General features: G+C 64.4%; 32 protein-coding genes and 1 tRNA gene. 24 read left to right on the top strand and 9 right to left on the bottom strand.

Going from position 1 to position 25,665, the window contains the following annotated elements:
- The 20 genes from LG047_RS02550 to LG047_RS02455 all read left to right on the top strand — a co-directional run bounded on the left by LG047_RS02550 (window position 1) and on the right by LG047_RS02455 (window position 13,668).
- Window positions 1–528, top strand: a complete 528-nt coding sequence (locus LG047_RS02550; protein WP_227965160.1) for a hypothetical protein — start codon at window positions 1–3, stop codon at window positions 526–528.
- A gap of 116 nt (window positions 529–644) precedes the next feature.
- Window positions 645–869 carry a hypothetical protein gene (locus tag LG047_RS02545; protein WP_227965158.1) on the top strand — a complete coding sequence of 75 codons (225 nt, stop codon included), beginning with the start codon at window positions 645–647 and terminating at the stop codon, window positions 867–869.
- Window positions 841–1,887, top strand: a complete 1,047-nt coding sequence (locus LG047_RS02540) for a phage portal protein (protein ID WP_227965156.1) — start codon at window positions 841–843, stop codon at window positions 1,885–1,887. The genes LG047_RS02545 and LG047_RS02540 overlap by 29 nt, the downstream gene beginning before the upstream one ends.
- A 188-nt stretch (window positions 1,888–2,075) precedes the next feature.
- On the top strand, window positions 2,076–2,849 hold the full coding sequence (locus tag LG047_RS02535) for a hypothetical protein (protein ID WP_227965154.1): 774 nt from the start codon (window positions 2,076–2,078) through the stop codon (window positions 2,847–2,849).
- Window positions 2,842–3,078, top strand: coding sequence for an AlpA family transcriptional regulator (locus LG047_RS02530; protein WP_227965152.1), 237 nt, complete (start codon window positions 2,842–2,844; stop codon window positions 3,076–3,078). The genes LG047_RS02535 and LG047_RS02530 overlap by 8 nt, the downstream gene beginning before the upstream one ends.
- Before the next feature lie 5 nt (window positions 3,079–3,083).
- Entirely contained in the window at window positions 3,084–4,172 is a 1,089-nt protein-coding gene (locus LG047_RS02525; protein WP_227965151.1) for a tyrosine-type recombinase/integrase, read from the top strand.
- A gap of 314 nt (window positions 4,173–4,486) precedes the next feature.
- The gene (locus LG047_RS02520; protein ID WP_227965149.1) at window positions 4,487–5,770 is read left to right on the top strand and encodes a site-specific integrase; all 1,284 of its coding nucleotides are present in this window, start codon (window positions 4,487–4,489) and stop codon (window positions 5,768–5,770) included.
- A gap of 203 nt (window positions 5,771–5,973) precedes the next feature.
- Entirely contained in the window at window positions 5,974–6,411 is a 438-nt protein-coding gene (locus LG047_RS02515) for a hypothetical protein (RefSeq protein WP_144259511.1), read from the top strand.
- Window positions 6,412–6,539: 128 nt separating this feature from the next.
- Entirely contained in the window at window positions 6,540–6,749 is a 210-nt protein-coding gene (locus tag LG047_RS02510; RefSeq protein ID WP_036281898.1) for an AlpA family transcriptional regulator, read from the top strand.
- A gap of 382 nt (window positions 6,750–7,131) precedes the next feature.
- The gene (locus LG047_RS02505; protein ID WP_227965147.1) at window positions 7,132–9,267 is read left to right on the top strand and encodes an AAA family ATPase; all 2,136 of its coding nucleotides are present in this window, start codon (window positions 7,132–7,134) and stop codon (window positions 9,265–9,267) included.
- Window positions 9,268–9,661: 394 nt separating this feature from the next.
- Entirely contained in the window at window positions 9,662–9,913 is a 252-nt protein-coding gene (locus LG047_RS02500) for a hypothetical protein (protein WP_227965145.1), read from the top strand.
- Window positions 9,910–10,164 carry a hypothetical protein gene (locus tag LG047_RS02495; protein WP_227965142.1) on the top strand — a complete coding sequence of 85 codons (255 nt, stop codon included), beginning with the start codon at window positions 9,910–9,912 and terminating at the stop codon, window positions 10,162–10,164. The genes LG047_RS02500 and LG047_RS02495 overlap by 4 nt, the downstream gene beginning before the upstream one ends.
- An 85-nt stretch (window positions 10,165–10,249) precedes the next feature.
- A complete protein-coding gene (locus LG047_RS02490; protein WP_227964266.1) occupies window positions 10,250–10,507 on the top strand; it encodes a hypothetical protein in 258 nt (85 codons plus the stop codon).
- Between the two features lie 49 nt (window positions 10,508–10,556).
- Window positions 10,557–11,615, top strand: coding sequence for a hypothetical protein (locus tag LG047_RS02485; RefSeq protein ID WP_227964268.1), 1,059 nt, complete (start codon window positions 10,557–10,559; stop codon window positions 11,613–11,615).
- Window positions 11,615–12,016, top strand: a complete 402-nt coding sequence (locus LG047_RS02480) for a hypothetical protein (RefSeq protein WP_227964272.1) — start codon at window positions 11,615–11,617, stop codon at window positions 12,014–12,016. The genes LG047_RS02485 and LG047_RS02480 overlap by 1 nt, the downstream gene beginning before the upstream one ends.
- Entirely contained in the window at window positions 12,013–12,171 is a 159-nt protein-coding gene (locus LG047_RS02475) for a hypothetical protein (protein ID WP_227964275.1), read from the top strand. The genes LG047_RS02480 and LG047_RS02475 overlap by 4 nt, the downstream gene beginning before the upstream one ends.
- Window positions 12,172–12,359: 188 nt before the next feature.
- On the top strand, window positions 12,360–12,647 hold the full coding sequence (locus tag LG047_RS02470) for a hypothetical protein (RefSeq protein ID WP_227965140.1): 288 nt from the start codon (window positions 12,360–12,362) through the stop codon (window positions 12,645–12,647).
- Window positions 12,644–13,126: a hypothetical protein gene (locus LG047_RS02465; protein ID WP_227965138.1), complete on the top strand. Its 483-nt coding sequence runs from the start codon at window positions 12,644–12,646 to the stop codon at window positions 13,124–13,126. Before LG047_RS02470 ends, LG047_RS02465 begins: the two co-directional genes overlap by 4 nt.
- Before the next feature lie 175 nt (window positions 13,127–13,301).
- The gene (locus tag LG047_RS02460; RefSeq protein WP_227965136.1) at window positions 13,302–13,520 is read left to right on the top strand and encodes a hypothetical protein; all 219 of its coding nucleotides are present in this window, start codon (window positions 13,302–13,304) and stop codon (window positions 13,518–13,520) included.
- Entirely contained in the window at window positions 13,513–13,668 is a 156-nt protein-coding gene (locus tag LG047_RS02455) for a hypothetical protein (RefSeq protein ID WP_227965134.1), read from the top strand. The genes LG047_RS02460 and LG047_RS02455 overlap by 8 nt, the downstream gene beginning before the upstream one ends.
- A gap of 274 nt (window positions 13,669–13,942) precedes the next feature.
- On the opposite strand, the gene LG047_RS02450 is transcribed toward LG047_RS02455, so the two are convergent.
- A tRNA-Pro gene (locus LG047_RS02450) sits at window positions 13,943–14,020 on the bottom strand.
- Window positions 14,021–14,175: 155 nt separating this feature from the next.
- Window positions 14,176–14,787 carry a MerR family transcriptional regulator gene (locus LG047_RS02445; protein ID WP_227968412.1) on the bottom strand — a complete coding sequence of 204 codons (612 nt, stop codon included), beginning with the start codon at window positions 14,785–14,787 and terminating at the stop codon, window positions 14,176–14,178.
- A 198-nt stretch (window positions 14,788–14,985) separates the two neighbouring features.
- Between LG047_RS02445 and LG047_RS02440 the strand changes: the two genes are divergently transcribed.
- Both LG047_RS02440 and LG047_RS02435 read left to right on the top strand, forming a co-directional pair.
- Window positions 14,986–16,098, top strand: coding sequence for a COX15/CtaA family protein (locus LG047_RS02440; RefSeq protein WP_227965132.1), 1,113 nt, complete (start codon window positions 14,986–14,988; stop codon window positions 16,096–16,098).
- Between the two features lie 11 nt (window positions 16,099–16,109).
- Window positions 16,110–16,964 carry a TIGR04222 domain-containing membrane protein gene (locus LG047_RS02435; protein WP_227965130.1) on the top strand — a complete coding sequence of 285 codons (855 nt, stop codon included), beginning with the start codon at window positions 16,110–16,112 and terminating at the stop codon, window positions 16,962–16,964.
- 86 nt (window positions 16,965–17,050) lie between these two features.
- On the opposite strand, the gene LG047_RS02430 is transcribed toward LG047_RS02435, so the two are convergent.
- On the bottom strand, window positions 17,051–17,455 hold the full coding sequence (locus LG047_RS02430) for a flagellar export protein FliJ (RefSeq protein WP_227965128.1): 405 nt from the start codon (window positions 17,453–17,455) through the stop codon (window positions 17,051–17,053).
- 184 nt (window positions 17,456–17,639) lie between these two features.
- Between LG047_RS02430 and LG047_RS02425 the strand changes: the two genes are divergently transcribed.
- Window positions 17,640–18,113: a cupin domain-containing protein gene (locus tag LG047_RS02425; RefSeq protein WP_051134481.1), complete on the top strand. Its 474-nt coding sequence runs from the start codon at window positions 17,640–17,642 to the stop codon at window positions 18,111–18,113.
- A gap of 6 nt (window positions 18,114–18,119) precedes the next feature.
- On the opposite strand, the gene pqqE is transcribed toward LG047_RS02425, so the two are convergent.
- The 3 genes from pqqE to pqqB are packed head-to-tail and all read right to left on the bottom strand — an operon-like array spanning window position 18,120 to window position 21,321.
- Complete coding sequence (gene pqqE, locus LG047_RS02420; RefSeq protein ID WP_227965126.1) at window positions 18,120–19,583, bottom strand: pyrroloquinoline quinone biosynthesis protein PqqE; 1,464 nt, start codon at window positions 19,581–19,583, stop codon at window positions 18,120–18,122.
- A gap of 50 nt (window positions 19,584–19,633) precedes the next feature.
- On the bottom strand, window positions 19,634–20,395 hold the full coding sequence (gene pqqC, locus LG047_RS02415) for a pyrroloquinoline-quinone synthase PqqC (protein ID WP_036281876.1): 762 nt from the start codon (window positions 20,393–20,395) through the stop codon (window positions 19,634–19,636).
- Window positions 20,392–21,321 (bottom strand): pyrroloquinoline quinone biosynthesis protein PqqB, encoded by a 930-nt coding sequence (pqqB, locus tag LG047_RS02410; RefSeq protein WP_036287273.1) that lies wholly within the window; start codon window positions 21,319–21,321, stop codon window positions 20,392–20,394. Before pqqB ends, pqqC begins: the two co-directional genes overlap by 4 nt.
- A gap of 272 nt (window positions 21,322–21,593) precedes the next feature.
- Here pqqB and LG047_RS02405 point away from each other — a divergent pair, with 272 nt between their 5' ends.
- A complete protein-coding gene (locus LG047_RS02405) occupies window positions 21,594–22,736 on the top strand; it encodes an alpha/beta hydrolase (protein ID WP_227965124.1) in 1,143 nt (380 codons plus the stop codon).
- 48 nt (window positions 22,737–22,784) lie between these two features.
- Here the strand turns inward: LG047_RS02405 and LG047_RS02400 are convergent, their stop codons facing one another.
- From LG047_RS02400 to glp, 3 genes are all read right to left on the bottom strand, one after another.
- Window positions 22,785–23,621, bottom strand: coding sequence for a phosphatidylcholine/phosphatidylserine synthase (locus tag LG047_RS02400; protein ID WP_227965122.1), 837 nt, complete (start codon window positions 23,619–23,621; stop codon window positions 22,785–22,787).
- 8 nt (window positions 23,622–23,629) lie between these two features.
- Window positions 23,630–24,328, bottom strand: coding sequence for a phosphatidylserine decarboxylase (locus LG047_RS02395; protein ID WP_036281869.1), 699 nt, complete (start codon window positions 24,326–24,328; stop codon window positions 23,630–23,632).
- 99 nt (window positions 24,329–24,427) lie between these two features.
- The gene (gene glp, locus LG047_RS02390) at window positions 24,428–25,645 is read right to left on the bottom strand and encodes a gephyrin-like molybdotransferase Glp (protein WP_227965120.1); all 1,218 of its coding nucleotides are present in this window, start codon (window positions 25,643–25,645) and stop codon (window positions 24,428–24,430) included.
- Between the last annotated feature and the right edge of the window lie 20 nt (window positions 25,646–25,665).

Raw genomic sequence — 25,665 nt, 5'->3', positions numbered from 1 at the left:
ATGCTAATTGCAATTAGAGAAGACGAAGCGATTCCGGCGAGCTATCCGGCTGCGCCGGCTGGCTTGTCGCCGGAAGCCGCTGCGCTCGATTCCGATTTTATTTGGGCAAGGATCGAATCTCACATTCGGTTCCGATACACCGCGCGCGCTGTCTCGTGGATCGTCGAAGGTCCGGGCGAATTTGCGCCGCCGCTTTCCCCGGCGACTGTGAGCGCAACGGAAATTTGGAACGGCGCGACTTGGGAAGCCGCTTCGCTCTCCCCGTCGCCGCTGGGCGGTTATCAGCTTCCCGGCTGCGGCCCATATCGCTTCACGGCGAGCGTCGGCGGCGGACCCGTCACGGCAACCGCAAATGAAGCATATCGACGGCTCGCCGAATATTTTTCAGGCGTTTCGCTGGCCAATGGCGTGCGACAGGAAACAATCGAGGGCATTGGCTCGACAGAATTTGACGTGAACGCTGTGGCGAAAGCGTTGGTCGCGAGCGGCGCGGCGGATTTGCTTCGATACTACCGGAGGACGAACTAATGATAATTAGTTTGTTTTGTCGGTTTGGTTTCAACTACAAAGCCGGCAACTTATTTTATTTACAGGATGCTTTTCTCGCCGTAGCTTTTCTGTGCTTGAAATGAAGGAGCACGGCTATGAGTGAGCCGCTTTATTCGCTTACCATCGACGACGCGGGCGTTAGTGTAAAAGCGATCGCAGAAACCCGCGAAGAGGCGACGCGCGATATTGCAAGGCTTTGCCGAATTTTCGGCGTTACGAATGCGCGAACTGAAATCCGGCAGACATATCCGCTCTCATGGGTGGCCGAAGCAACGAAGGAAGGGGCCGGCAATGTGGCCATTCAAAAAGAAGGCAGTTGAAAAGCGATCGAGCGCGAGCGGCTTCAGTGCGGAAATCATGGCCGCGCGCGAGTCATATATCAGCGGGCGCAGCGGCGTCGGGGAATTGACGGCGACGGTTCAAACTTGCGTGAGCCTTTGGGAAAATGCTTTCAGCATCGCGGACGTTACTGGCGCGGCGATGCTGAATCGTAGGACGATGGCGCTCGCGGCGCGCGGGCTTGCGTTGCGCGGCGAGGCGCTTTTCCTGATCCGCGACGGCGGCCTTGTTCCGTGTTCCGATTGGGACTTGCGGACGCGCGACGGGCAGCCGACTGCTTATCGCGTGTCCATATCGGAAGCGGGCGGCGGAACGACGCAAACCGCTCTCGCGCCCGAAGTGCTCCACTTCAGGATTGGCGCGGACCCTGTGGCGCCGTGGACGGGGAGCTCGCCGTTGCGGCGCGCGTCGCTTACGGCGGGGCTGCTACAGGCAGTGGAAACGGCGCTTTCCGAAGTCTACGAATTTGCGCCACTCGGCAGTCAGATTGTCCCCTTCCCGGAAAGCCGCGACGTGGATTTAGAGAACCTGGGCCGCGGCTTCAGGGGGCGCCGCGGGCGCGTGCTTCTGCGCGAAAGCGTCGCCGTCTCGGCCGCTGGCGGCCCGGCGCCGGCGAGCGACTGGAAGCCGCAAGACGTGACTCCGAATCTTCGCGACGCGATGACGACTGAAACGCTTGCGGCGGCCCGTAGCGCCATCTGCGGCGTGTTCGGCGTGCTCCCGTCGCTCTTGGTCGACAACGCGCAGGGGCCGCTTGTGCGCGAGGCGCAGCGCCATCTGGCGCAGTGGACGCTTCAGCCGATCGCTCTCGCGATGGCCGAAGAAGCGAGCGAGAAGCTAGGTGCGAGCGTAGCAATAGACGTGACGCGGCCGCTCCAAGCTTATGACGCGGGCGGCCGGGCGCGAGCGCTCGCGACGCTTGTCGACGCGGCGGCGAAGGCGAAGGAAGCTGGCATTGAAATCGGAAGCTTTGCCGCTCTTGTCGATTGGGCCGAATGACGAAAACGGCTGGCCAGCCGGCGGCGTGATTCCACCGCAACGGCCCGACCAACTCGCGCGTGGTCGTGATAACGGCGAGTGGACGCGGCCGATTCCTTAGCGGCGCGGCGTCTCGGCGCCGGGGGCGGGATGCTCCCGGCGCTGGATTTACCGTTGACGGAATCGAAAAACTCGATTTAACTCGCCACATGGTTGAGCAGGCGCCTTTTTTCTATCCGGCAAGCGAAATCGAGGCCGCCCTCGGGCTGGAGTCGCGAGCGCTCTCCATGCTCGACAAGCTCGGCCTTGCGCCGGTAGCTGTCTCCGGCGGCGGGCGGGGGCGCGAGCGTCTTTTCGACGCGAAAGGATTGGCGGAAATCGCAGTTTGCGCCGGGCTGTTTTGGGCAGGCGTGGAACTGGTGCCGGCGGCGAAGCTTGCGGGCGCAATCCTGCGGAGTTTCGCGGAAATCTACGGCCGCCCTCCGTCCGGGCTGTATCAAGCTTCGCGCGAATTTAATGACGAAGTTTGGCGGCTGCGAGAGTCGCCAGAATGGGCAGCCGTCGCCGATCGCGACGACGATGATTCGCTGCTTTATGCGGCGTCGCGAGCGGCCCAGAAATATCAAAGCGGGCCATGGCCCTTCGATCTTCATTTTGAACTTGTCGATAGGCAGTATGGCTTTGTGGGCAACCCGGATTCAAAACTGGGCGCACCCTCGGGGCTGTCCGGGCGCAAAGCGCATATGCAACCCGAGTTGAGAGTCTTGAATTGGACGCGCGGCGGCGACGTGTCCGCGCACCAAATTTACAAGGAATTTCCCAAGGGATGGGACGAGCCCGGCACGCAAGCGCACGCGCAAGCTTGCCAAATCGAGACGGAGTTTTTCCGGGCGTACGACAATCCACGCGGAAAACTTTCTCTCAATGTCTCGCGCGCAATCCGCTTCGCGCACGATCGGATTTGGGAGGCGCGTAATGGCTGACGCAAAACGCGCGATCCTGCCGCGCCTCATGCGCCGCGAGCGCGCGGCGGCCTATCTCGACATAAGCCCCGCGCATTTTGACAAGCTCGTGGCGCGGCGGATTCTTCCTGCGCCGAAGCGCCTCGACGACAGAATTAAAGGATGGGACGCGCGAGACCTCGACGCCGCAATCGACCATCTGCCTTATGACGGCGTGGCGGGGGCTGGTGCGCCGTCCGATTGGGATTAAAGCCAATGCCGCGCAAGCGCTTCCCATTTGTGCAGCAATTCGTCGATCGTCACGGCCGCTTGCGGTTCTACTTTCGCAAGCCGGGATTCTCGCGCGTCGCGCTCCCCGGCGACTACGGCGGGCCGGAATTTCTTGCAGCTTACCAAGCTGCGGCCAATGGGAAGCCGTTCGAAGTCGGCGCGGCGCGGACCATTCCCGGCTCAATCAACGCGCTCATTGTGAGCTACTACAATTCGCCCGGCTTCACCTCGCTGCGCCCGTCGACCGCTCGCGTGTATCGCAACATTCTGGAGCGGTTCCGCGAGGAGCACGGCCACAAATCTGTTGCCGGCATGCATCCGCGCCACGTCCGTTCGATCATGGCGGCGAAGGCGGCGACGCCCGACGCGGCGAATCGTCTTCTCAGCATGGTTTCCCTTCTGATGGACCATGCCGTTGCGCTTGAAATGCGGCCGGACAACCCATGTCTTGGCATTAAGCGGCTTCGCCATAAGGTCGGCGGATTCGCGACTTGGAGTGAAGACGACATTGCGACCTTTCGCGCCCGCTGGCCAATAGGCTCGCGCGAGCGGCTGGCGCTCGAACTGGCGTTGAACACTGGCCAGCGACGCGGCGACCTCGCGCGGCTGGGCTGGCGTCACGTCGCCAATGGCGCAATCCACTTGCAGCAATCCAAGACCGGCGCCGTTGTCGCAGTCCCGATCGTTCATGAGCTTCGCGCCACTCTCGACGCCCTCCCGCGCGACCGGCTGACCTTCCTTGCGACGGCGACGGGAGCGCCCTTCAGTCCTGCGGGGCTCGGCAACTGGTTCCGCGACGCGGTGCGAGGCGCGGGCCTGCCAGATGAATTGTCGATGCACGGCTTGCGCAAGGCCGCCGCGCGGCGTCTCGCCGAAGCCGGATGCACCACGCACGAAATCGCGAGCGTAACCGGCCATCGGACGCTTTCCGAAATCGAGCGCTACACGCGCGAGGCGGAAAAAGCTCGGCTGGCCAAGACGGCGAGCGCCAAGGTCATTCGAGCATTTGGAGGGGAGGGGGAGGACAGGGAACAAAAATTGTCAAACCAAGGCGAAAGGTTTGACAAATTCTGAGCCAACTATCTGATTTAAAAGGAGAATAAAATGAGAATGGTCGGAGTGGCGGGATTCGAACCCACGACCCCTTGTCCCCCAGAGAACCAAGGTAGGAAATCATACCTATTTTTACTTGTCCAAGAGCTATCAGAAAACACTTGCATTTCAATGGCGAAAGCTGTCAATTCGTCTCACGGGGGTTCAAGAGAAATCGCGACATATCGACCCTTTTGAACCCCTACTGTCCCCCGTGAACCCCCGCACGGCGGGAAGGGCTCGCGGGGGACAACCCCGACAAGGGCTCACGCCGGGGGTTCAAGAAGGGAGACGGGATGGCTGTTGTTGCTCTTACGGACGCGTTCGTCCGCAGCATCAAGCCGGGCGCGACCCGCGCGGAATATTGGGACGCGAAGGTGTCGGGGCTCTGCCTCCGCATGACGCCGACGGGCGTGGCAACATGGACTTTTCGCTACCGGCCGCAGGGCTCAACATCGTTCAAGCGGTTAAACCTGGGGCGCTACCCCGAGGTTTCGCTCGCCAAGGCGCGCGAGCGCGCGGAGACTCAACGCGTGGCCGTCTCGGGCGGCGCTGACCCGCAAGGCGAGATTCGATCCCGGCGGGAACAATCCGCGCGGGCGCTGACATTCGGGAAGCTCGCGGCGGAATATCTCCAACGCTACGCCCGAATCCAAAAGAAGTCTTGGCAGCAGGACGAGCTGCTGCTGCGCGTCCATGTCCTTCCCGAGTGGAACGGGCGCGGGGTCGACAAGCTGACCCGCGCCGACGCCGCGGCGCTGTTGGACAAAATCGCCGTGCGGGCGCCGTCGAGCGCGAATCGCACACATACTGTCATGTCCAAGGTCTTCAATTGGGCCGTCGACTCGGGGCTGCTTGAAAACAGCCCGATGACCCGCATGAAGAAGCGGGCGCGAGAGACACCGAAGGAGCGCGTCCTCTCGCCCGGCGAGATTCGCGTCCTGTGGCGGGCTCTGGAGCGTTCGAACATCGCCCCGGCGGTCGCGGCCGCTATGCGCTTCCTGTTGCTGACGGGTCAGCGCCCCGGCGAAGTGACCGAGATTGCACTCGCCGAGATCAAGGACGTCGACAACGGCGCCCGCGCCCGCATAGAGCTTCCTGCGGCTCGAATGAAGGGCGGCCGGGCTCATGTCGTCCCGCTGGCGCCGATGACGCTGGAGATCGTCCGCGCGCAGATGCGGGACATGGTGGAAGGGCAGGCGCACCTGTTCCCTTCGACCTTCGCCAGCCGGGGGCCGATCGCGCGTCATTCCGTCTCGCAAGCGGTGCGGCGCATTGTCCCGACATTGACCCCGGATGGCCCCGATCGGGAAGCCGTCCTTTCGCTGAAGGCGAACCCGCCGACTCCGCACGATTTCAGGCGCACGGTCGCAACCGGACTCGCCGCGCTGGGCGTGCTGCGCGAAGATCGTATGGCGCTGCTGGCGCATTCCTACGGCGACATTCACTCGATGCACTATGACAAACACGATCGTTTCAAAGAGAAGCGGGCGGCGCTCGAATTGTGGGAAGCGCACATTGCGGAGATTCTCGAACCGGCAACCGGCGGCAATGTCGTGAAGCTGCGGGGGCGCAAATGACGAGCAAGTTCCTGACCGTTACGGAAGCATTCGAACGCGCGAAGGTCGACGCGCCCGGAATCGCCGAAGAGGATTTCCTGTCACAGCTGGTCGCGCATTTGCAAAGCGGCCGTATCGCCGCGAGCGCCTATGATTGCGTCATTGAGCAAGGCTTACACGGCGACCTCGGGGCAATGCGTTATGTGCCTCGTACGCCCGAGGATATGCAGCGCCGCGACATTGCCGCCGTCGAGTGGATCGAACTTGCCATTCACATGGAATCTGCAACCGCGCAACGGTGGGGACACGACCGCGCGCCGCAATGGACGCGCGATGGCGGGGACGGCGCGCCGGTATGGGGCGACGGGTATTTCGACAAGGCGCCCGTCTACACCGATTTGCTCATATGTAGCGTGAGCGGCTCACTGAAAGGGCTGTTCGTGGCGCCCGCGGAAAACGGCGTATGCGATGACGAGGCGCGAGCAATCATAACGACGGAACAAGTGAAACGCGGGGGCTTCATTAGTCAAAACGACGCCGCAAAAATTGTGCGGGCGGCGCTGCCGAAATTCCCCCGCGATCGGGCGCGCGATATCGCCAAATCTGTTACAGGAAATGGGAAGCGTGGCCCGCGGGGGCCTCGCAAGAATTGTGCGGAATAATTGTGCGGAAAAATTTTTCAATCCGCACAATTGCATAATTAGGAGCTGCATTCCTTTGTGATTATTAGGGAGATCGTCCGATCACAAGGGCGACTCAAAAGGTCGCCCGCAATAAGGAGCGATCGCCAATGAAGAGCGCCCCCCGTTATCTGCGCGAGCCACAAGTTCTCGCGCGAGTCCCCTTCTCGAAACCGACACTGCATCGCCTCGTACGAGAAAAGCAGTTTCCGCGACCCGTGAAAATCGGCCCCCGCGCGGTCGCGTGGCTGGCGGACGAGATAGACGCGTGGGACGAGAAAATCCGCGCAGAGCGAGACGCGCAGACCGAGGCCGCGTGAAAATCCCTTTTCCGTAAACCGTAATCCGGGGGTGGCACATGCGGATGACAAGCGGAGCGAAAGCCTACGTCGACGCCGCGGCGGTTGCGGGCTTCAAGATAGTTGACGTAGCGCGCGGCCGCCATTTTCGCGCAACCTTCGAGACGCCCGGCGGCGCGACCATACGGGCGACAGTGCCCGTCTCACCGAGCGACTGGCGCGGCCCGCGCCGGTTTGTCCAAACATTGCGGAAGATCGCGCGGGACGCGCGCTAATCCACAAAAAAGCGCCGCTCGGGGGGAGCGACGCCGAAATTGTTAGGTGTCCTAGACGCAAAAACACCATAACAAATTCGGCGCAAAACGCAGCTCACGCGCGGCCTCTTCAGCAATCGGGGGCCAAGGTGAAAAAGCCGATCAAAATAACTAATCAGCAGTTCCTCGAAGCGCTCGCAGGCGAGAACTGGAAGCGCGTTCCGGTATCGACCGGCGATAAATCCTGGGTCGTCTATCCCGCCGAGCGAATGGTCGGCGTGCTGACCAATGAAACGGCCAATTACTATTGCGTCTCGGTCTTCCGCGAGACTGCGAAAGGGCATTTCGTTCGCCGCATCGAATGCTTCGAGGAGCAGTTCGTCCTCGTCATTGACGACGTGGGGACCAAGATCAATCTGAAAGAGCTACTGCGCGTCATCCCCCTCCCGACCTATGTTCTGGAGACGTCGCCGGGCAACTATCATTACGGCTTCAGGATCACCAACGGGCGCGACGCGCGCGTCATCGCCGCGTTGATCGACAGCATCATCAGCGACGAACTGATCAATCCGTCGCTGCGCGATCCGGGCATGGTCGGCGTGACGCGCGTGGTGCGCCTGCCCGTGGGGGCCAACTGCAAGCCCGCCATCATGGCGAAGAACGGCGGCAAGCCGTGGCCGCACGTGATGCACGTTTGGGAGCCCTCACGGGCCTATAGCGTCGAGCAGATGGCCGAGGAGCTTGACGTCGACATCAGCCCGGAGGCGCTGGCGCGCTTCAAGGGCGGCGGCCATACGAGGAAGGCAACGGCCGCCGAGGTCGGCATAGACCCCCTGATGAAGCTCTTTGACGCGCGGGGGATGCTGATTGACGCGACGCCCAACGACAATGGCTTCGTGGCGATCAAATGCCCATGGGCCGCCGACCATTCGGACGCCCGCGACGAGGCGGGCTATCGGCCGGGCTCGGGGGGCTTCCAATGCCACCACGGCCATTGCGAAGGCAAGGGCATGAACGAACTTCGCGCGTGGGTAGAGGAGGCGTTCACAGGGGCGGAGAGGGCGGCTGCGCTCGCGGAAACCTTCGGGCCGGTGAATGAGAACGACCCCGTGCTTCAGGGCGAGATCAAACGCGCGATGATGCGTGACCCCGCGTATCGCGCCATTTTCCGCGACGGCGACGATGATGACGACGGCGGCAACCGCAACGTCGTTCCGGTTCGCCTTGTCGCGGCGTCAAAGATCAACCCCGAGCGTGTGGACTGGCTTTGGAACGGCTATTTGGCTCGCGGGAAAATGCATCTACTCGCCGGGCCATCGACGGCGGGCAAAACGACCGTCGCCATCATGCTCGCCGCCATCCTCTCGACGGGCGGAACATGGCCGGACGGTACGCGCGCCAGCGCCGCGGACGTTCTTATTTGGAGCGGCGAGGATGGCATAGCAGACACAATCGTTCCGCGCCTCCTCGCGGCGGGCGCCGATGCTTCCCGCGTGCATGTGATTCAAGCCGTGAAGGACGGGCGACAAGAGCGCGCGTTCGATCCATCGCGCGACATGGCTGCACTATCCGCCGCACTCGACGCGCCAGAATTGCGCGGCAAGGTGCGCCTTCTGGTCGTTGATTCCTTGGCGTCGGCGATCGCCGGGGATGCGCACCGCAACAACGAAGTTCGCCGCGGATTGCAGCCGGTCGTCGACCTCGCCGAACGCCACGGCGTCGCCGTTCTCGGGATCGTGCATTTCAGCAAGGGAACGCAAGGCCGGAATGTGATGGAGCGCATCAACGGTTCGCTCGCCTTCGGCGCCCTCGCGCGCATCGTTCTGATTTGCGCCGTTGAAGAAAAGGAAGACGGCAGCCGCCGCTGCATGTTCTTGCGCGGGCCTTCCAACATCGGCCCGACCGGCGGCGGCTGGACATATGAAATCATCGAATCCGCCGTGCCGGGACACGATGGGATTCGGAACACCGTCGCGACCTTCCGCGACCCGCTCACTGGGTCCGCGCAGACCATCCTAAACATCGCGGAGGGCGTCGGCGAAGAAGGCGGCGGGGGCGCACTCGCCGGCGCCGAGGCGTTCCTGCGGGAGAAGCTGAAAAACGGTCCCGTCGCCGTTTCGGAAATTAAAGCTCATGCGGGCGCCGAGGGCTTCGCGTGGCGAACGCTTGAGCGCGCAAAGGGGCGTCTCGACATCTCCGCCGTGAAGATCGGAAAGTCGTGGAGCTGGCGCCTGATCACTGCGGCGGAACGCTTCGCGGAGGAGTCGGCAGATGCTCCTTTTTGACGCGCGCGAACCGTCCCGAGAATGGGTTGAATTTGTCGCCGTTCGTGAAAACGGGCGCTTTTTGAGCGCAATCGCCGTCGTTTTTGCTCTTAACAAGAAAAGTTGGCGGTCTTGGCGGTCTTCAAGGAAAACCGTTGAAAAACAAGGATTTATAAGTCCGCCAAGAAGACCGCCAATGGGTAGCTTTGGCGGTCTTGGGAAGACCGCCAAGAGAGATGTTGGCGGTCTTCATTGGCGGTGTTCTAAGATATTGAAAATAAAGAGAAATACTCCTCTAAAAAGAAGACCGCCATGAAGACCGCCAAAAATCTGTTGGGCGCTCTTGTATGCGTTCGCGTGAAAAGGAGTTGAGCGAAATGGGGCGGCGGCTTCGCCCGAAACGGGAGCAAAAGTAATGGCCTTGAATCTCAGCAAGCGGCGCGGCCCCTCCGGCCGCCCATTACTTCGATTGCCGCGCCCGGCGACCACGCCCGCCACGCCCGCCACGCCCGCCACGCCCGCCACGCCCCCCGCGCCCGCCACGCCGACCACGCCCGCTGCGCCTCCGCCGCGGCCCGATCCTCTCGACGTGCTGCGCCACGCCCCGCGTCGGCGCGCGACGCGCGCGCAGCTCGAAATGCTCGCCGAGCGATGGGGGCGGAAATGATCGACATAGATGGTGACGCCATTCTTGAACTCCTTCGGCGGGCCGAGCAGTTCGCCCTGTTGGATGGGCCGCGGCTGGAGCGCGAACTCGATGGCGTCCGGCTCCGCGCCGCCGCCGCCTTCGCCGAGGCCGGCGATGACGAACTCTCGGCGTTTTTCCGCGCCGACGCGATCGTTACGCGGTTGCGCGGCATGATCGAGCGGCGACGGGCGCGCCTGCGGCCGCCGCCGGGGGGCGATCGAAAATTGTAGCCGGGCGGGGGCGCTTCACCGGCCGGGGGAGCGTTTTTGAACGCGTGCAAAATGGGAACAAAAACAGGTTGTTAGGAGCTTGGCCGTGCCGAACGTGCAAAATGGAAAAGGAAAGCATCGGCGCACGGGCGCCGAGCGCCAGCGGCGGCGACGCGCTCGCCAGCGGCTCGGTCGGCGCGTCGTCGCGGTCGAAGTGGACGCGGGCGCGCTTGAAGACTTGTTGGTTTGGGCGGGCGACATTCACCCCATCGAGGCTGACGACCGGGAAGCTGTCGCGCGCGGCCTCGCTGCGTTCGTCGCGCGCGCTTGCGGCCTCGTCACGCGTGACGCCGGCGGCCGGTGAAACATGCGACGATTCGCGAAATCACAGTTTCGTAGAAGGGGATTCGCGAATGTCGAAGCATAGTAGCATCCTTCAAGCCCTGAAGGCGCCCGCCGCCGATCGCGGGGGCGATCTTGCAGCGGCCGCCTGGGTCAGCTTTTTGCAAAAGGCGAAACGGCCCGATGAAGCCGATCGGATCATGAGGGAAAACCCCCGACTGGCGCGAGTCTTCGAAAACGGCGGCCGCGTCGACAAGGCCGATCAGACAGTTGGCGCGACCGGCGCCGGCTCTTGGGGCGCGAATCTGACGCAGAGCGCGGTCGGCGCCTTCTTCAGCGCCCTTGGCGCGCAGAGCGCGGGCGCGCAGCTCGTCAAAGCGGCCGGCGCGCATGTCGAGTTGGCGCCGCTTACCTCGATTAGCTTCCCGCGTTCGGCAGCTGCGCCTGCGCCGGTGAGTTGGATTGGCGAAGGCGCCCCGATTCCCCTCGACGAGCACGCGTTCGGTGAGGACACGATCGGACCGGAAAGAAAATTCGGCGTCATTCTCACGCTGACGCGTGAACTCGCGAAGCGCTCCGCCGGCCGCGCCGTCTTTGACGCGGTCCTGAGAGAGCGCGCCGCGATCAGTCTCGACGCCGCGATCTTCAACACTGCGGCCGGCGACGACGTCGTGCATCCTGGCATCCTTGCCGGGCTCACGCCGGTTTCACCTTATGGCGCTCCCGAAGATGACGTCGCCTTGCTGCTTTCGTCCTTGGCGGCAGCCGGCGGCAGCGGCAATGCGGCGCTCGTCTGTCATCCAACCGAAGCGGCGATTTTGCAGGCGAGAATGCCGACGTTGAAGGTTCCGGTTTGGCCGAGCCGCGCCGTCGCGCAAGGAACCCTCATCGCGCTTGATCCTACCGGCTTCGCCGTCAGTTTCGGCGCCGTCGATATCGAAACCGCCGAGAGCGCGACCCTGCACATGCACGACACGCCGGCGGAAATCGTCAGCGGCACTGGCCCGACGACCGCGGACCCCGTGCGCGAAGTTTATCAGACCGCGACGATCGCCGTGCGGTTGCTCGTCGATATCGCCTTTGTTCAACGCAATGGCCTCGTTGTCTTCGCGGAGGGCGTATCGTGGTGATGATCGAAGACGAAGAGCAAGCCGAACCCCGCGCGCTCGCGCCGCACGAGCTGAGGGCGCTTCAGGCGCTTGGCCGTGCCGAACAGACGCTCGCCACGCCGCGCCCATGGCCCGGCGCCGCCGATGAATGGGCGCGCGACGCTCGCGAGCGCGAGCCCGCCGCATCGGGCCAGCACCGGCCCGCCCCCTCGCGCCCTATGCCGGCACCACCGGCGACATTGGCAGATGACGACGGTGACAATGGGTTCGTGCGCACTGGCGTGCTGCTCATGCTCCTGCAAGGCGTCATCGTGCGGGAGCGCGAACACGCGGCGCAGATCATCGCCGATCTGGAGCGCCGCGTAGTGGCGCTCGAATCTCGCGCGGCTGGCGGCGAGACGAAAAAGGGGAGAAAGAGATGATCGACGACCTTCAAGACCTTTACGGCCGTTGCCGCGCGTCGGGTTTCGATCATGAGGGCGCGCTGACCTTCATCGAGGCGGCGATCGAAAATGAGCTTCGCGCCGCCGTCGCCGCCGTCAAGGCCGGGCTTTCTGAAGACGCGCCGGCCAAATAATCCGGCGGCAATGTCGCCTGATATGGGGCGTCGCGACCGCGGATGGACCGGCGCGGCGCCCTGCTCACCCCCTAGGGGGGAGGGTAAAACATCTGTGAAAGCAGGGGCTCGACACCGGCAGGGGTGGCATGCGCAGTTCAGACGCGCGCGACGATTGAATTTTTTTCAGCCTGAACAGGAGGCCAACTGTGACGATGAGAGCGCCAACGAAGCCGAAGCCGGCTCGACCGGCTCGCAAAGCCGCGGCAACTGCGCCGGTCGATCCGATCGAGGTTCTGGAGCAAATCGCGGGCAACCGGCGGCTGAAGCCGACGCCGCGGGTACAGGCGGCGCGAGAGCTGCTGAAGTATCGGCAAGGGCTCGCCGCGAAGGCCGCCAATTCGCCTGAGGCGAAGAAAGACGGCGCCACCGAGCGTCTCGCCCGCGACCTTAACGCGAAGGCGCTCCAACTCCTGAGCGCGAAGGGGACCGCATGAAAGACGACGATCACATTCCGACCATCGGCGAACATCGCGGCGTTCCCCTGCACGACTTTCAGGATGAGGCACGCCTCGCCGTTGTGCGCGGCGACATTGACGCCGTTGACGCCATGACGGACTGGCGGGAACTGTGGCGCGTCGTCACGGAGCGGCGCCTTGCGCCCGAGGCGTCGCTCTATGCTGAAGCTAAGCTGCGTGTCCTCTATGCGTCTGCCGCAACCGCGCGCGTCGCCCGGCCCGACATCGATCTTGAGATGCTGAGCGCCTACACGGCGGGCCTCAACTCCTTCCAATGGATCGATCCGGCCTATTACGGCTCAGTTTTGCAGAATGTCCGGCCCCCCGGCGACGACTCCCTTACCCCGCGCCCGCCCGAGAGCCGCGCCGCGATCGAGGCGGAAGAGGATCGTCGTCACGCCGTCGACAAGGCAAAGTACGAAGCCGCTCGCGCGGCGCAGACGCAGGCCAGGAAATAATAATTTAGTCGGTTTTGTAGAAATACAAAGACTACAAAACCGATAACTCTTGGCTGGCCCTGCGATCGTCTCGACTATTTGTACGTTTCTAAAGCGACGCTTGCCGGAATTATTTGCATGTGCTTCGATTTAGCCGATCGCGCGGCGGCGGTTTATTTTGTTGAAGGAGATGAACATGACCACCACCACCACGGGCGGCCGCTATGAACTTGGCCAGCATCTCGACACGGCTGCGGACATGTCGCGCGTTCTCTGGCTGCTTCTCCAGAATGACGACCTCTTCCACGATCCGGCCGACGCCGCAGCCGTCCGGGCGCTGGCGGGACAGGTCGAAGACGCAGCCGCAGCGGCGCGAGCGCAATTCGAGGGGCAGAGGGGAGGCGGCGATGTATGACCGCGCCGCCGTTATGAGAGGAGCCCATAAACGCTACCGCGACGGCAAGCGTCTCGGGCTCGGCTGGTCTTGGTCGCAATGCCTCTCGACGGCATGGGCCGCCGAGAAGATGCGGCGCTCGGGCGCCGTGGCGCGGATGGCGGCGTAGGGCGCGCCACGGCGGCGATGCTTGCATCTGGGCGGGCGGCCGTTACAGCATCCCCTCGCCGCGGGGTGGGTGCCTCTCGCCCGTGGTGGAGCCTGAGCGCCGATTCGTCCCGGCGCTCGGGCTTTTTTCTTGTCGGGCTGGAGTCGGACGGGACAAACCGGCGGCTTCTGTAGCGCCAGCCACAAGGGCCATTTCCGATTCGGGGGATTTGAACCCCCCGTGAACCCCCGTCGCCTTATCGCTCTGTCTTAGCTTACGTAAGTCTTTGATTTTATGGTCGGAGTGGCGGGATTCGAACCCACGACCCCTTGTCCCCCAGACAAGTGCGCTAACCGGGCTGCGCTACACTCCGACTTGGCGTCCTTATAGAGAGGCGCTCGTCGGCTTGCAACGTCGATCACGCCTTTCGCGCGGTTTCAGGAAAAGTGCGTGCTGCTTTCCGACTGAACGCCCGGCAATTGCGGGAGCGACAGCGAATCCCGCCAATCCGAATTTGCCGGATTCGCCCTACCGGCGGGTGAGGTTCAGAAGACGCTTGCATTCCTCGATTTCCGCCAGCGCCTCGCGCAAGACCTGCGCCTGCGACTCGTCGAGACGGCGCGTCACGATCACCGGCGCGTCGATCAGCGCCGGCGGATGGATGATCTGCGCCGGCGCAGTTTTCGGTTCCTCGGCGATTTCCTCGACCGGCTCCGTCGATTCTTCAGCCGGCGGCGCTGTCTCTTCCTCCTCCATTGGCTGAAGGATCGACGGCTCGAGAAAAACCTCGGGCGCTTTTGGCTCCGGCAGGTCGAGCGTCGCCTGCCGATGGGGCTCGGGGGGCGCGGCGGGCGGCTCCACGGCGGCCTCGCCGCTCTGGCGGCGGCGGACGTCCTCGATCACGGCGTCGACGCCCTGCTCGGCGAGGATGCGTTGCACCCCTTTGATAGTATAGCCCTCGCGGTAGAGCAGATGGCGAATCGCGGCGACGAGTTCGATGTCGTGCGGGCGGTAGAATCGCCGGCCGCCGGCGCGCTTTACGGGATCGATTTCCTTGAAGCGCGTCTCCCAGAAGCGCAGCACATGCTGCGGAAGGTCGAGACTCTCCGCGACCTCTCCGATCGTGCGCAGCATCGCCATATCGTTTCTGCCGGGCGCGCTTCTGCCGGTCACATCCCATCCTCGACTCAAGACGACCGCATTCTTACATCGCCGGGCGCGCCGTTTTCAGTCGAAAATCGGACCCGCGAGCGGCCGGCCCGCCGCAAGGTGTGGACAAGCGTCGCCACCATCCCTTAACTGCCGGCCAGAACAAACGACAACTCAGGCGAGCGGGCTATGGAAGACTGGCTTCATTTTCCCCAACCCGTGCCGGCGATCCGGCCGCATGCGAACGAAGAAAATGCGATCGCCGTGCGCAATTGGCTATGGGTCGTCGCGGCTCTCGTCTTCCTGATGGTCATTGTCGGCGGGGCGACGCGCCTCACCGAGTCCGGCCTCTCCATCGTCGAATGGAAGCCCGTCACGGGCGTCATTCCGCCGCTCTCCGAGACGGAGTGGAAGCAAGCCTTCGAGGACTACAAGAAGATACCGCAATACAGGGAGCTGTTCCCGGACATGGACCTGTCCGGCTTCAAGTTCATCTACGCCTGGGAGTGGGCGCACCGGCTGCTCGGGCGGCTCATCGGCGTCGTCTTCGCGGTCCCGCTCATCTGGTTCTGGGCGACGAAACAGCTGCCGCGATCTGTAAAGCCCAAGGTGCTTGGCATCCTCGCGGTAGGGGCGCTGCAGGGCGGCGTCGGCTGGTGGATGGTCTCCTCGGGACTGATCCACCGTACGGAGGTCGCGCAGGAGCGGCTTGCGACTCATCTGTTGCTGGCGGCCTTGATCTTTTCCGCCTGCCTTTGGGTCGCGGGCGGGCTTGGGCCGCGCGCACGTTCAATCGTGCATGAGGGGGCGGGGCGGCTGCGCACGGTGGCCACCATGCTGCTCGGGCTTGTGTTCCTGCAGATTTTCGCGGGCGGGATTGTCGCTGGCCTGCGCGCGGGGCTCGTCAACAACACCTGGCCATTGATGGACGGCGTCTTCATCCCGTCGTCCGAGGTGCTCTGGCGGCTCGATCCTGTCTGGACGAATCTCGTCGACAACCCGGTGACTGCGCAATTCTTCCACCGCATGATCGCCTATGTGATCCTCGCCATGGCGAGCCTGCATCTCATCGACGCATTGGTGAACGTCGAGGGAAAGGCGCGGCGTGGCGCGATCATCGTTTTTGGGCATGTGCTGATGCAGATCGCACTGGGTGTTGCGACGCTCGTGCTGGTCGAGCCGCCCTTCGCCGGAACGCCGCATCTGTTGCTTGCGCTCGCGCATCAGGCGATCGGCATGGCTGTGCTGGCGGTCGCGACGCTTCAGGCGCGCCGTCTTTTCGATGACGTTTTCGCAGGCTGAGGAGTTTCGCCTTGCAGGATCTACCGTTCTTCAATCTTTCCGGCCCCGAGTTTCTCAACTTCTTCGGCGTCGTCGTCATCGCCGTGCTGGCGACGACCTTTCTCGTCATTCATTTCGCGGATCGCTCGGGCCGTCGTCCGCCGCCGCCGGTTCCGCAGACGCCGGACGCGATGGAGGTCGCTTATCTTCAGGGCGGCGTGAATCAGGTCATCCGCACGCTGGTTTACGACCTCGATGAGCGGGGATTCGTCGTTCTCGGGCCGGAGTCGCGCATTGTCCCGACCGGCGCCGCGCCTCAGAGCGGTGACATGAACGCTCTCGAACTGCGCGTTCTGGAGGCCGTGCGAAACGGGCCGACCGCTCAAGAACTACTGGAGGATCGCGCGCTCCGGAATGCGCTGGAGCAGCAGCTTCAGCCGGTTCGGGATCGGCTCGCGGCCGACGATCTGTTGCAGCCGCCGTCCGTCAAGGTCTGGAGACGCCGTCTGGAGATCATCGGCGCCATTCTCATCATCGCCGTCGCGGGCGTGAAGCTCCAGATGGCTTTTGCTGAGGGGCAGAACGTCTCCTATCTGCTTTTCCTGATGGTCGCCGCCGTCGCCGCGCTTTTTGCGGAGGGCTATGTGCTCACGCGCGACGCCGCAAGCCGCAGGGGGCAGGCCTATCTCGAGGCGATGCGCGTCGCTTACGCCGATCGCCTGAAGGAAGCGCTTGCCCATATCCGCTCGCCGGGGCCGGAGGCGCGCGCCTTCAAGGGCGCGTCGCTTTTCCTCATCGCCCTGTATGGGTTTTCCATGCTCAAGGGCACGACCGAGGCGAAGTTTCCCGAATCCTTCGAGCGCGCATCCGGCGCTGGCGACGACTAAGGTCGCGCTTTTCGGCGCCGGCTGTTGGTTCTGACTGTCTCTTCGCGCGCCGCGGCGCAAATCGCGGCTGCGCGTCTTTTCGGGATTTACGCCCGGCGGAAAGCTTCCGGCATCTCGGCCGACCGGCGTTCGGCGACGACGTCCACCATGCGCTCGACTCCGCGATCGCGCGCTTCCTGGCTCTGCGCCTTGGCGAAGTCTTCATTCGCTTCCTTGTATTGAGCCTCGGCTTCTTCGAGCTGACCGCGCAATTCGGTCAGCGACGCGACGATGTTGTCGCGACGCGTGCGTGCTGCGCGGGCGTAGGTGGGATAGGCGAAATGATTGGGGTCGCTGATATTGGCGCGCTGCTCTTCGAGAGCGATTTCGCGGTCGAGCTCTGTCGACATGCGCGTGAATTCCGCGATCATCGCATTCAGCTGGACGACGCGCCGGCGCTTTTCCTCGGCCTGGAAGCGCTTCAGGCGAACAAGTGTATCCCGCGATTTCATGCACTCAACTCCATGACGCGACTCGTATGCGAAACAAATGATTAACTCCGCGAGACGGAGATAAATATGCATGGGGGAGGTTGCTCTTTTGTTACCGCAATTAAAAATTTACGGCCCCTGAAGAGTTAACCGCCGCTGCGCCGCCCTATTTCTCATGAGGGGGAAATCGACGGAGGAGAAAGCCATGCGGACCTTCGCACTCCAAATTTCTGCTGGCGCTTTTTTCGCTTTCAGCTCGTCCGGAGCGGTGGCGGAATCGGCTTCGGTCGTGCTCGCGAACGGGCTTGTCTGGAAAGCCGCGCCAGGCGCTTTTCAGCGTGGCGCCGAGGTCGCGACGCTGTTCGGCGACCCGACCAAGGCGGGGCCGTTCGTGATACGGCTGCGGGCGCCGGGCGGCTATCAGATCGCGGCGCATTCGCATGAAGACATGGAATTGCTGACCGTGATCTCCGGCGCGTTTCGTTTCGGTCAGGGCAAGCAGATCGATCCCGGCGTCGAAAAATTCGTTCACGCGGGCGACTTCGTCGCCATCCCGCCGGGGGTGGAGCATTGGCTCGTCGCGAATGAAGACGCCGTGGTTCAGGTGAACGGCGTGGGACCGATGAAGATCAATTACCTCGACCCCCGCGACGATCCCGCCGCCGCGCCGACGCGTTAGGCCAACTTAGGCCTGCTCTTTGACGAGGCCCGGAGACGCCTGTGGCGCGCCGCCGACCCGACGGTAGATGAACTCCGGCGCTGGGGCATGGGATTCCGTTTCGGCGAAGGCCGCAAATCGCGCGTGCTCGGGCGAGAGATGGCAGGCGGGATCGGTCGCCGCGGGATCGCCGGTGACGGCGAAAGCCTGGCAGCGGCATCCGCCAAGATCGATCTCGCGTCGGTCGCAGGAGCGGCAGGGCTCCTTCATCCAGCCCGTGCCGCGATAGGCGTTGAAAGCCGAACCGTCGAGCCAGATCTCGCCGAGCGGCCGTTCGCGGACATCTTCGAAGACAAGTCCGGGAAGCGTCTGCGCCGCATGGCAGGGCAGAGCCTTGCCGGAGGGCGTGACCGCCATGATCGAGCGGCCCCAGCCGCCGGTGCATTGCTTCGGACGCGTCGCGTAATGGTCGTGGATGACGAAGTCGAAGTTCAGCACGCCCTGGAGCCGCTTTTTCGCTTCCTCGACGATCGTTACGGTCTCCATAAAAGTTTCGCGCGTGGGAATGAGCGCGGCGCGATTCACCTGCGCCCAGGCGTAATACTGGATATGGGCGATCTCGATGCGCTGTGCGTCCACCTCGACCGCGAAGTCGATGATCTGCGGCAGATGCGCGATATTCTGGCGGTGCATCGGCGCGTTGATCGTGAGGCCGAGGCCAAGCTCGCGGGTCCAGCGCGCGACATCACGCTTCTTCGGCACGCCTCCCTCGTAAGCGGAAATGCGATCGGCGCTCTCCGGGACGACGTCCTGAATCGACACCTGCACATGGTCGAGGCCGATCTCGGCGAGGCGCTCCAACCGCTCGCGCGTCAACAGCACGGCGGAGGTGACGAGATTCGTATAGAGCCCCGCGTCGACGGCGTGAGCGAGTATTTCCTCGAGATCGCGTCGCGCCGTCGGTTCGCCGCCGGAGAGATGCAGTTGCAGCGCGCCGATCGACGCCGCCTGTCGGAAAGTCTCGCCCCATTGATCGGCGGTCATTTCCGTATTGGCGCGCTCGAGCTCCAGCGGATTGGAGCAATAGGGGCACTGCAATGGGCAGCGATGCGTGAGCTCAGCGAGAAGTCCGGCGGGGCCGCCGGCGAAGGGCGCAATCGAAGAAGCAAAAGCCGAGGGTTTTGGCGGCGAGAACGGATCGGCGCCGTCTCGTAGCAGGCGCTTGTCCGCAAGGCCCTGCAGCAGCGCCGTTACGTCACGCGTAATGACTTCCAGCGGCGCCGCATATTGCTGTGCGAGACGCGCGCAGAGATCCCCCACGCTCGTCTTTCCATCGATCGCGCGGAGCACGATCAGGCCGATGGGATCGAGTTCGTAGGCGCGCTCGGGCGCGAGAATAACGGTCCGCTCGCGCGCGCGATCTTCATGCAGTCGCGAATAACGTGTGAAGGCGGGCCGCGACTCGGGGCCGATGATGTAGCGCGCTGCCATTTTTCTTCCCTGTCCGTCGATGTCGATCGATCGGAGCTATTCGCTGTCCGTTACTCGCCCGGACGCCACGCGCCCGGAGGTATCAGCCCGGGCGTGACATATGCGTGATTTAAGGCGTCGAGCTGCGCCCACAAGACGTCGCATTTGAAGCGCACGGCGCCGACGCAGGCTTCCTGCTCCTCGCGCGTGCGGGCGTTTTCCAGGACGTAACCGAGCGCGAATTCCGAGTCGCGCGGCGCCTGCGAGAGCCGGCGCTTGAAATAGGCCATCACGTGGTCGTCCACGAAATCGTAATTCTCCAGCATCCCGGCGATGCGCTCGCGATGGATCGAGGGAGCGAAAAGCTCGGTCAGTGACGACGCAACAGCGACGACGAGCGGCTGCTCGACGACAAAGCGCACATAGGCCTCGACCGCGAATTTCGTCGCGGGCAGGGCGCCGCGGCGTGAGGCGACATACTCGCGTGAAAAGCCGAGCGCGTCGGTGAGCACCAGCCAGCGCTCGATGCCGCCGCCTTCCTCGCCGAGTCCGTCGTGATCGTGGATGCGGTGAATCCATTCGCGGCGCAATTCGCGGTCGTGCACCCGGCTCATGAAGGCGGCGTCCTTGCGCGGCACGGCCTCCTGATAGCAGTAGCGATTAAGCGCCCATGCCGCGACCTGGTTCCTGTTCAGCTTGCCGCCGTGCAGCAGCTTATGGAACTCGTGCTTGTCGTGGTAGCGCTCGACGCCGACGTTGCGGATCGCGGCTTCGAAATCTTCCCGGGAGAGCGGCGCTGCGTCGCGCCAGTCGGCGGTCACGATCTCATTCATAGCCTCACCTCCATGCCGTCCTCGCCGATTTCCCAGCCCGCCGTCTGCGCGACACGGTATTCGTCGGAGAATTCGTTGAGCACCGGGTTTGAATTATTGATGTGGACGTAAATCTTGCGCGCGACATTGAGCGGGGCGAATGCGGCCATCGAGCCGTCATCGCCGCTCATGTTCACGTGGCCCATGCGCGAGCCGGTCTTGCCCATCAGCCCCTGTTCGATCATTTCGTTTTCATGGAACAGCGTGCCGTCGAAGAAGACGAGCGCGGCGTCCTTCAGCCGGGCGGCGAGCGGCGCGTCCACCCTGGCGCAGCCGGGAATGTAGAAGAAGGACTTGCCCGTCTTCGATTCGATGACTTCGAGGCCGAGCGTGTCGCCTGCGCTGGTGCCGAAATTCGGCGCGTTCGCGTCCTCTAGATAGAGCGCGATCTTGCCGGGAACCGGAAAGGCGCGAATCGAAAGCCCGAGATCGACGCCCGCGCCGGAAAGCGCAATCGGCTGGTCCATCTGCAATTCGATGCGCGGCACGAGCGCGGGCTGCAGGATCGAGAAGATCGGATTGGCCTTGAGCGCATCGAGGACGCGTTGCGCGGCGTAGACGCTGAAGGGCTGCGCCTCGCGCAGGTTCAGCAGCCCCGCGACATGATCGACGTCGCCATTGGTGAGCGCGACGGCCTTGATCGGACTTGCGCGCAGGGGGTCGTCATGGCGCGGCGAAAGCTCCGGCGCAGCGGCGATCTGCTCGCGCAGGTCGGGAGAGGCGTTGAGCAAAACCCAATTGGCGCCGTCCGCGCTCACCGCGAGGGACGACTGCGTGCGTCGGACATAGCCGGCGACGCCGTCGCGCACCGCGCGGCAATTGGCGCAATTGCAGTTCCATTGCGGGAAGCCGCCGCCGGCGCCCGACCCCAGAATTCTGATCCGCATGTCCAGACCGGCGGCGCGCTGAGCCCGCCGCTCCTCCCGTTCTTTTTTCGTCGTTGGGGCGCAATATGCACGGTCGCGCCGCGAGCGCGCAAGTGCGGCAAATCCGCCCGGATTCATGAATTATCAAGACTTTCTCCCGCATCGGACGGGCGCTTCGCCCCGCTTTCGTCGCTTTCCCGGGCCACAAGTTCGGCTCGGGAGGGGGCGCCGGGAAAATAACTCTCGCCACGACGGGAAAATTTTCCCGACAGCGCCGGATCGAAACGATCGCCTTGTTCAAGACTGCAGCAAAACTCGCGACAATCGTTCTCGCCGCAGCGCTCTCCGGCTGCGTGTCGGATGGCGTGCGCGCGGTCGACGGCCATGTCGCCAATGCGGTTTCATATGTGGGCGGACCGCGCGGCGAGCCGATGAACGTGCCGTTGTTCGTGGCCTCCACGCGGCGCGGGGAGGGGAGCGCTGACGACGGCCGCGCGCGCTACTCGCTGACCTCGATCGGCGTGCCGCGGGATCATCGTCCCGGCGCAATCGAGCGGCCGAGCTTCGGCGCGGCGGACAGGCAGCGGCATTTCACGGTGCTGGCGAAGCGTGGCATGGACGAGCAGGAGTTCTACAACGAGGTCGCCGCCCATGTGTCGGGGCGCGTCGGCGTCTCTCGGGACATCCTGCTTTACGTGCATGGCTTCAACACGGGGTTGGACGAGGCGCGGTTCCGCCTCGCGCAGATCGTCGCCGACGGCAGTTTCTCGGGCGTCGCGGCGATGTTCACATGGAATTCGCGCGGCGGACTGTTCAATTACGAATCAGACAAGGAGGCGGCGACCGTCTCGCGCGACGCGCTGGAGAAGCTGCTGCTGGGTCTCGCGCAGACGCCCGGGGTCGGGCGTGTGCACATCCTCGCGCATTCCATGGGCGCCTGGCTCACGATGGAGACGCTGCGCGGCGTGGCGATCGCGGGTCATCCCGACCTCGATGGGAGGCTCGGCGAAGTCATGCTCGCGGCGCCGGACATCGACCTCAACGTTTTCCGGCAGCAGATCGCGCGGCTCGACCCGCATCATGTGTCGATCTTTGTCGCAAGCAATGACCGCGCGCTGTCCATTTCCTCGCGTATCGCCGGCGACCGTCCACGGCTCGGCGCCCTTGACCCGTCGAAACCCGAGGACCGCGAGGCGCTCGACCGGCTCGGCGTCTCGGTGCACGACATCACGTCCTTCTCGACGGATTTCGTCGGACATGGCTCCTTCGCGGAGGCGCCCAATGTGGTGCGCCAGATCGGCGCCCAGCTCACCGCGCCCCGCGAGGCCGAAGCCGACAAGCAGGCGGTCATCAATCTGCGCGAGGCGGGCCCGCCCGCGCCGCCGCCCAGCACGAAGATCGAGACCGAGCCGCTACCGCCGTTGGCGGGGCGGTGACGGGCTTTACATCGCGCGGGGAGAGGAGACCCGGTCCGCTGCGTCCGGTCAGCTTGCGACGCTGCCCGCTCTCTCGGCGTCCGCCTTGCTCAAGGCGTTGAAGCGCTTCACGCTCAACGGGATCATCGCAAGGAAGGCGATGCTCACCACAGCGAGCACTTCCATCGGATAGATCGCGAGCAGCAGCGCCGTGACGCCGACGCCGAAGAGCACGGGGATCACGAGATCGCGCGGGATGCGGCCGATGCGCTTGCCGGAGAAATGCGGGATGCGGCTCGCCATCAGGAAGGCGATGGCCAACACGTAGACGATATAGAAGGCCGCCGCGGTTTTTGTCGCCGGCAGCTCCAGCACGGAGAAATGCAGATAGAGCGGCAGCAGCACGGTCACGGCCCCGGCCGGCGCCGGCATGCCGACGAAGAATTCCGCGTGCCACGCGGGCCGGGTCGGATCGTCGATCATCACGTTGAAGCGCGCGAGGCGCAGCGCGGCGGCGATCGCGAAGACGAGAACCGCGAACCAGCCGAGTCCCTTGATCTCGTGCAGCGTCCACAAATAGAGCAGCAGCCCCGGCGCAACGCCGAAGTCGACGAAATCCGAAAGCGAATCCAGCTCCGCGCCAAAACGCGACGTGCCCTTGATCGCGCGCGCCAGACGCCCGTCGAGCCCGTCGAGCACCGCCGCCGCCATGACGGCGGTGACGGCGGTCTCGAAATGCCCCTCGATCGCATAGCGGATGGCGGTCAGACCCATGCAGAGCGCCAGCAGCGTAACGAGATTCGGCAACACGACGCGCAGCGGAATGTTGCGGAACCTCAGCCGGCGGCGCTCGGAGGCCGTCAGTTCGTCTGCGTGCGGTTCGTTCGTAACGGGCTCGTCGGTCATGTGCGGTCTCAACCGGCCTTGAAGGTGATCGCGGGCGCGCCCGCGTTCATGTCGGCGAGGACGGTTTCGCCGGCGATGGCGCGCGTGCCGACGGCGACCATCGGGCGCGCGGAGGAGGGCATGTAGACGTCGACGCGCGAGCCGAAACGGATGAGGCCGAAGCGTTCGCCGACGCCGACATTCTCGCCTTCCTTGATGAAGCAGACGATGCGCCGCGCGACGAGGCCAGCGATCTGCACGACGCCGAAACGCCCCATCGGGGAGTCGATGACGAGGCCGTTGCGCTCATTGTCCTCGCTCGCCTTGTCGAGGTCGGCGTTGACGAAAAGGCCGGGCTTGTAGGCGATCTTGGTGACGCGGCCCGTGACCGGCGCGCGATTAACATGGCAGTCGAAGACGCTCATGAAGACGGAGACGCGCTGCATCGGATCGGCGCCCATGCCGAGTTCCGGCGGCGGCAGGAAGAAGCCGATCGAACACACCACGCCGTCGGCGGGGGAAACGACGAGCCCCTCGCGCAGCGGCGTCACACGCGGCGGGTCGCGGAAAAAGTAGACGCACCATGCGGTGGCGATGAAGCCGATCCAGCCGAGGGTCGGCGAAAACCAGTCGAGAAGGAAGGAGACAACCGCGAAGCCCGCGATGAAGACATATCCCTCGGGATGAATGGGGACGAGGACTTTGCGAACGGAATCGATAATGGACATTTGGTGCAGGCTCCCGTTGCGCGGCGCGGCGAGTCAATCTGAGGGCGATTGCGACTGTTTGCCATGTTGCAGCGCCAAAGTCACGGCCGTGCGACGGCCTCAGCGCAAGCGCCAGATGCGGCAGGGCGCCCCTGCGGGCAGCGGCGGCGCCCCCGCTTCGCGGATGAGCAGCGCTTGCGATTGCGTCAGCTCCGTGAGGAGCGACGAATCCTGCATGGGTTGCGGCGTCGCGATCAGGCGGCCGTCGGCGCCGGTCGTCAGCCGGGCGCGCATATAGTCGCGCCGCCCCTTGTTCGCGGGCAGGTCCGCGCCGGCGACGGCCGCCTCGGTCTTGTCCTCGCCGGCGCGCGGATCGCCCTGCAGCGCCCGGACGAGCGGCGCGAGGAACACCATCGCGCAGACGATGGAGGCGACGGGGTTTCCCGGCAGGCCGAGGATGCGCATGTCGCCGAGCGCGCCGTGGATCAACGGCTTGCCGGGGCGCATGGCGATGCGCCAGAAGTCGAGCGTCATGCCCTGTCGCGCGAGCGCCGGACGCAGCAAATCGTGATCGCCCACCGAGGCGCCGCCGAGGGTGACGAGAATGTCGGCTTTGGCCTCGCGGGCGAGGGCGATGCCGCGCTCTAGCTCGCCGATGTCGTCGCGGAAAAGGCCGAGGTCGATGATTTCGGCGCCGGCGTCCTCCGCGATGGCGCCGACCGCATAGCCGTTGCAGGCGATGATTTGCGACGGCCCGGGCTCGGCGCCGGGCGGCGCGAGCTCGTCCCCGGAGGCGAGGATGGCGACGCGCGGTCGGCGCGCAACCGCCAGCGCCGCGTGATTCATCGCGGCCGCCAGCGCCAGTTCGGCCGGGCCGAGACGCGTCCCCGCAAAGAGCGCGGCCGCGCCGTCGCGGAAATCGAGGCCCGCCGTCCGGATGTGCTGGCCCGGTTTGACGGGGTCTTTCGCGATGATGGCCGAGCCTTCGGCCACGGCGTCTTCCTGAAGGAGAATCGCGTCGGCGCCGGCGGGGACGGGGGCGCCGGTGAAGATGCGGACGGTTTCGCCCGCGTTCAGCGTCGCGCCATAGCCGTGTCCCGCGGCGCTTTCGCCAACAAGGCGCAGGGGCGCGCCCGAGGCGAGATCGGCGGCGCGCAGCGCATATCCGTCCATGGCGGAGACGTCGACCGGCGGCTGGGTGCGTTTAGCGACGAGGTCGCGCGCCAGCGTGCGGCCGCGCGCGGCGTTCAACGCGACATTTTCCTCGCCGAGCATCCCGGCGCCCGCCAGCACGCGGGCGAGGGCGTCGTCGACCGAGAGGAGTTTGTTGTCAGCCATTCCGGGGAGCCTCTGTTCAT

It is taken from the genome of Methylocystis sp. WRRC1 (assembly GCF_020733155.1).
GTDB lineage: Bacteria > Pseudomonadota > Alphaproteobacteria > Rhizobiales > Beijerinckiaceae > Methylocystis.
The sequence above is the reverse complement of the archived record's forward strand: the minus strand, read 5'-3'. Positions and strand labels throughout refer to the sequence as shown.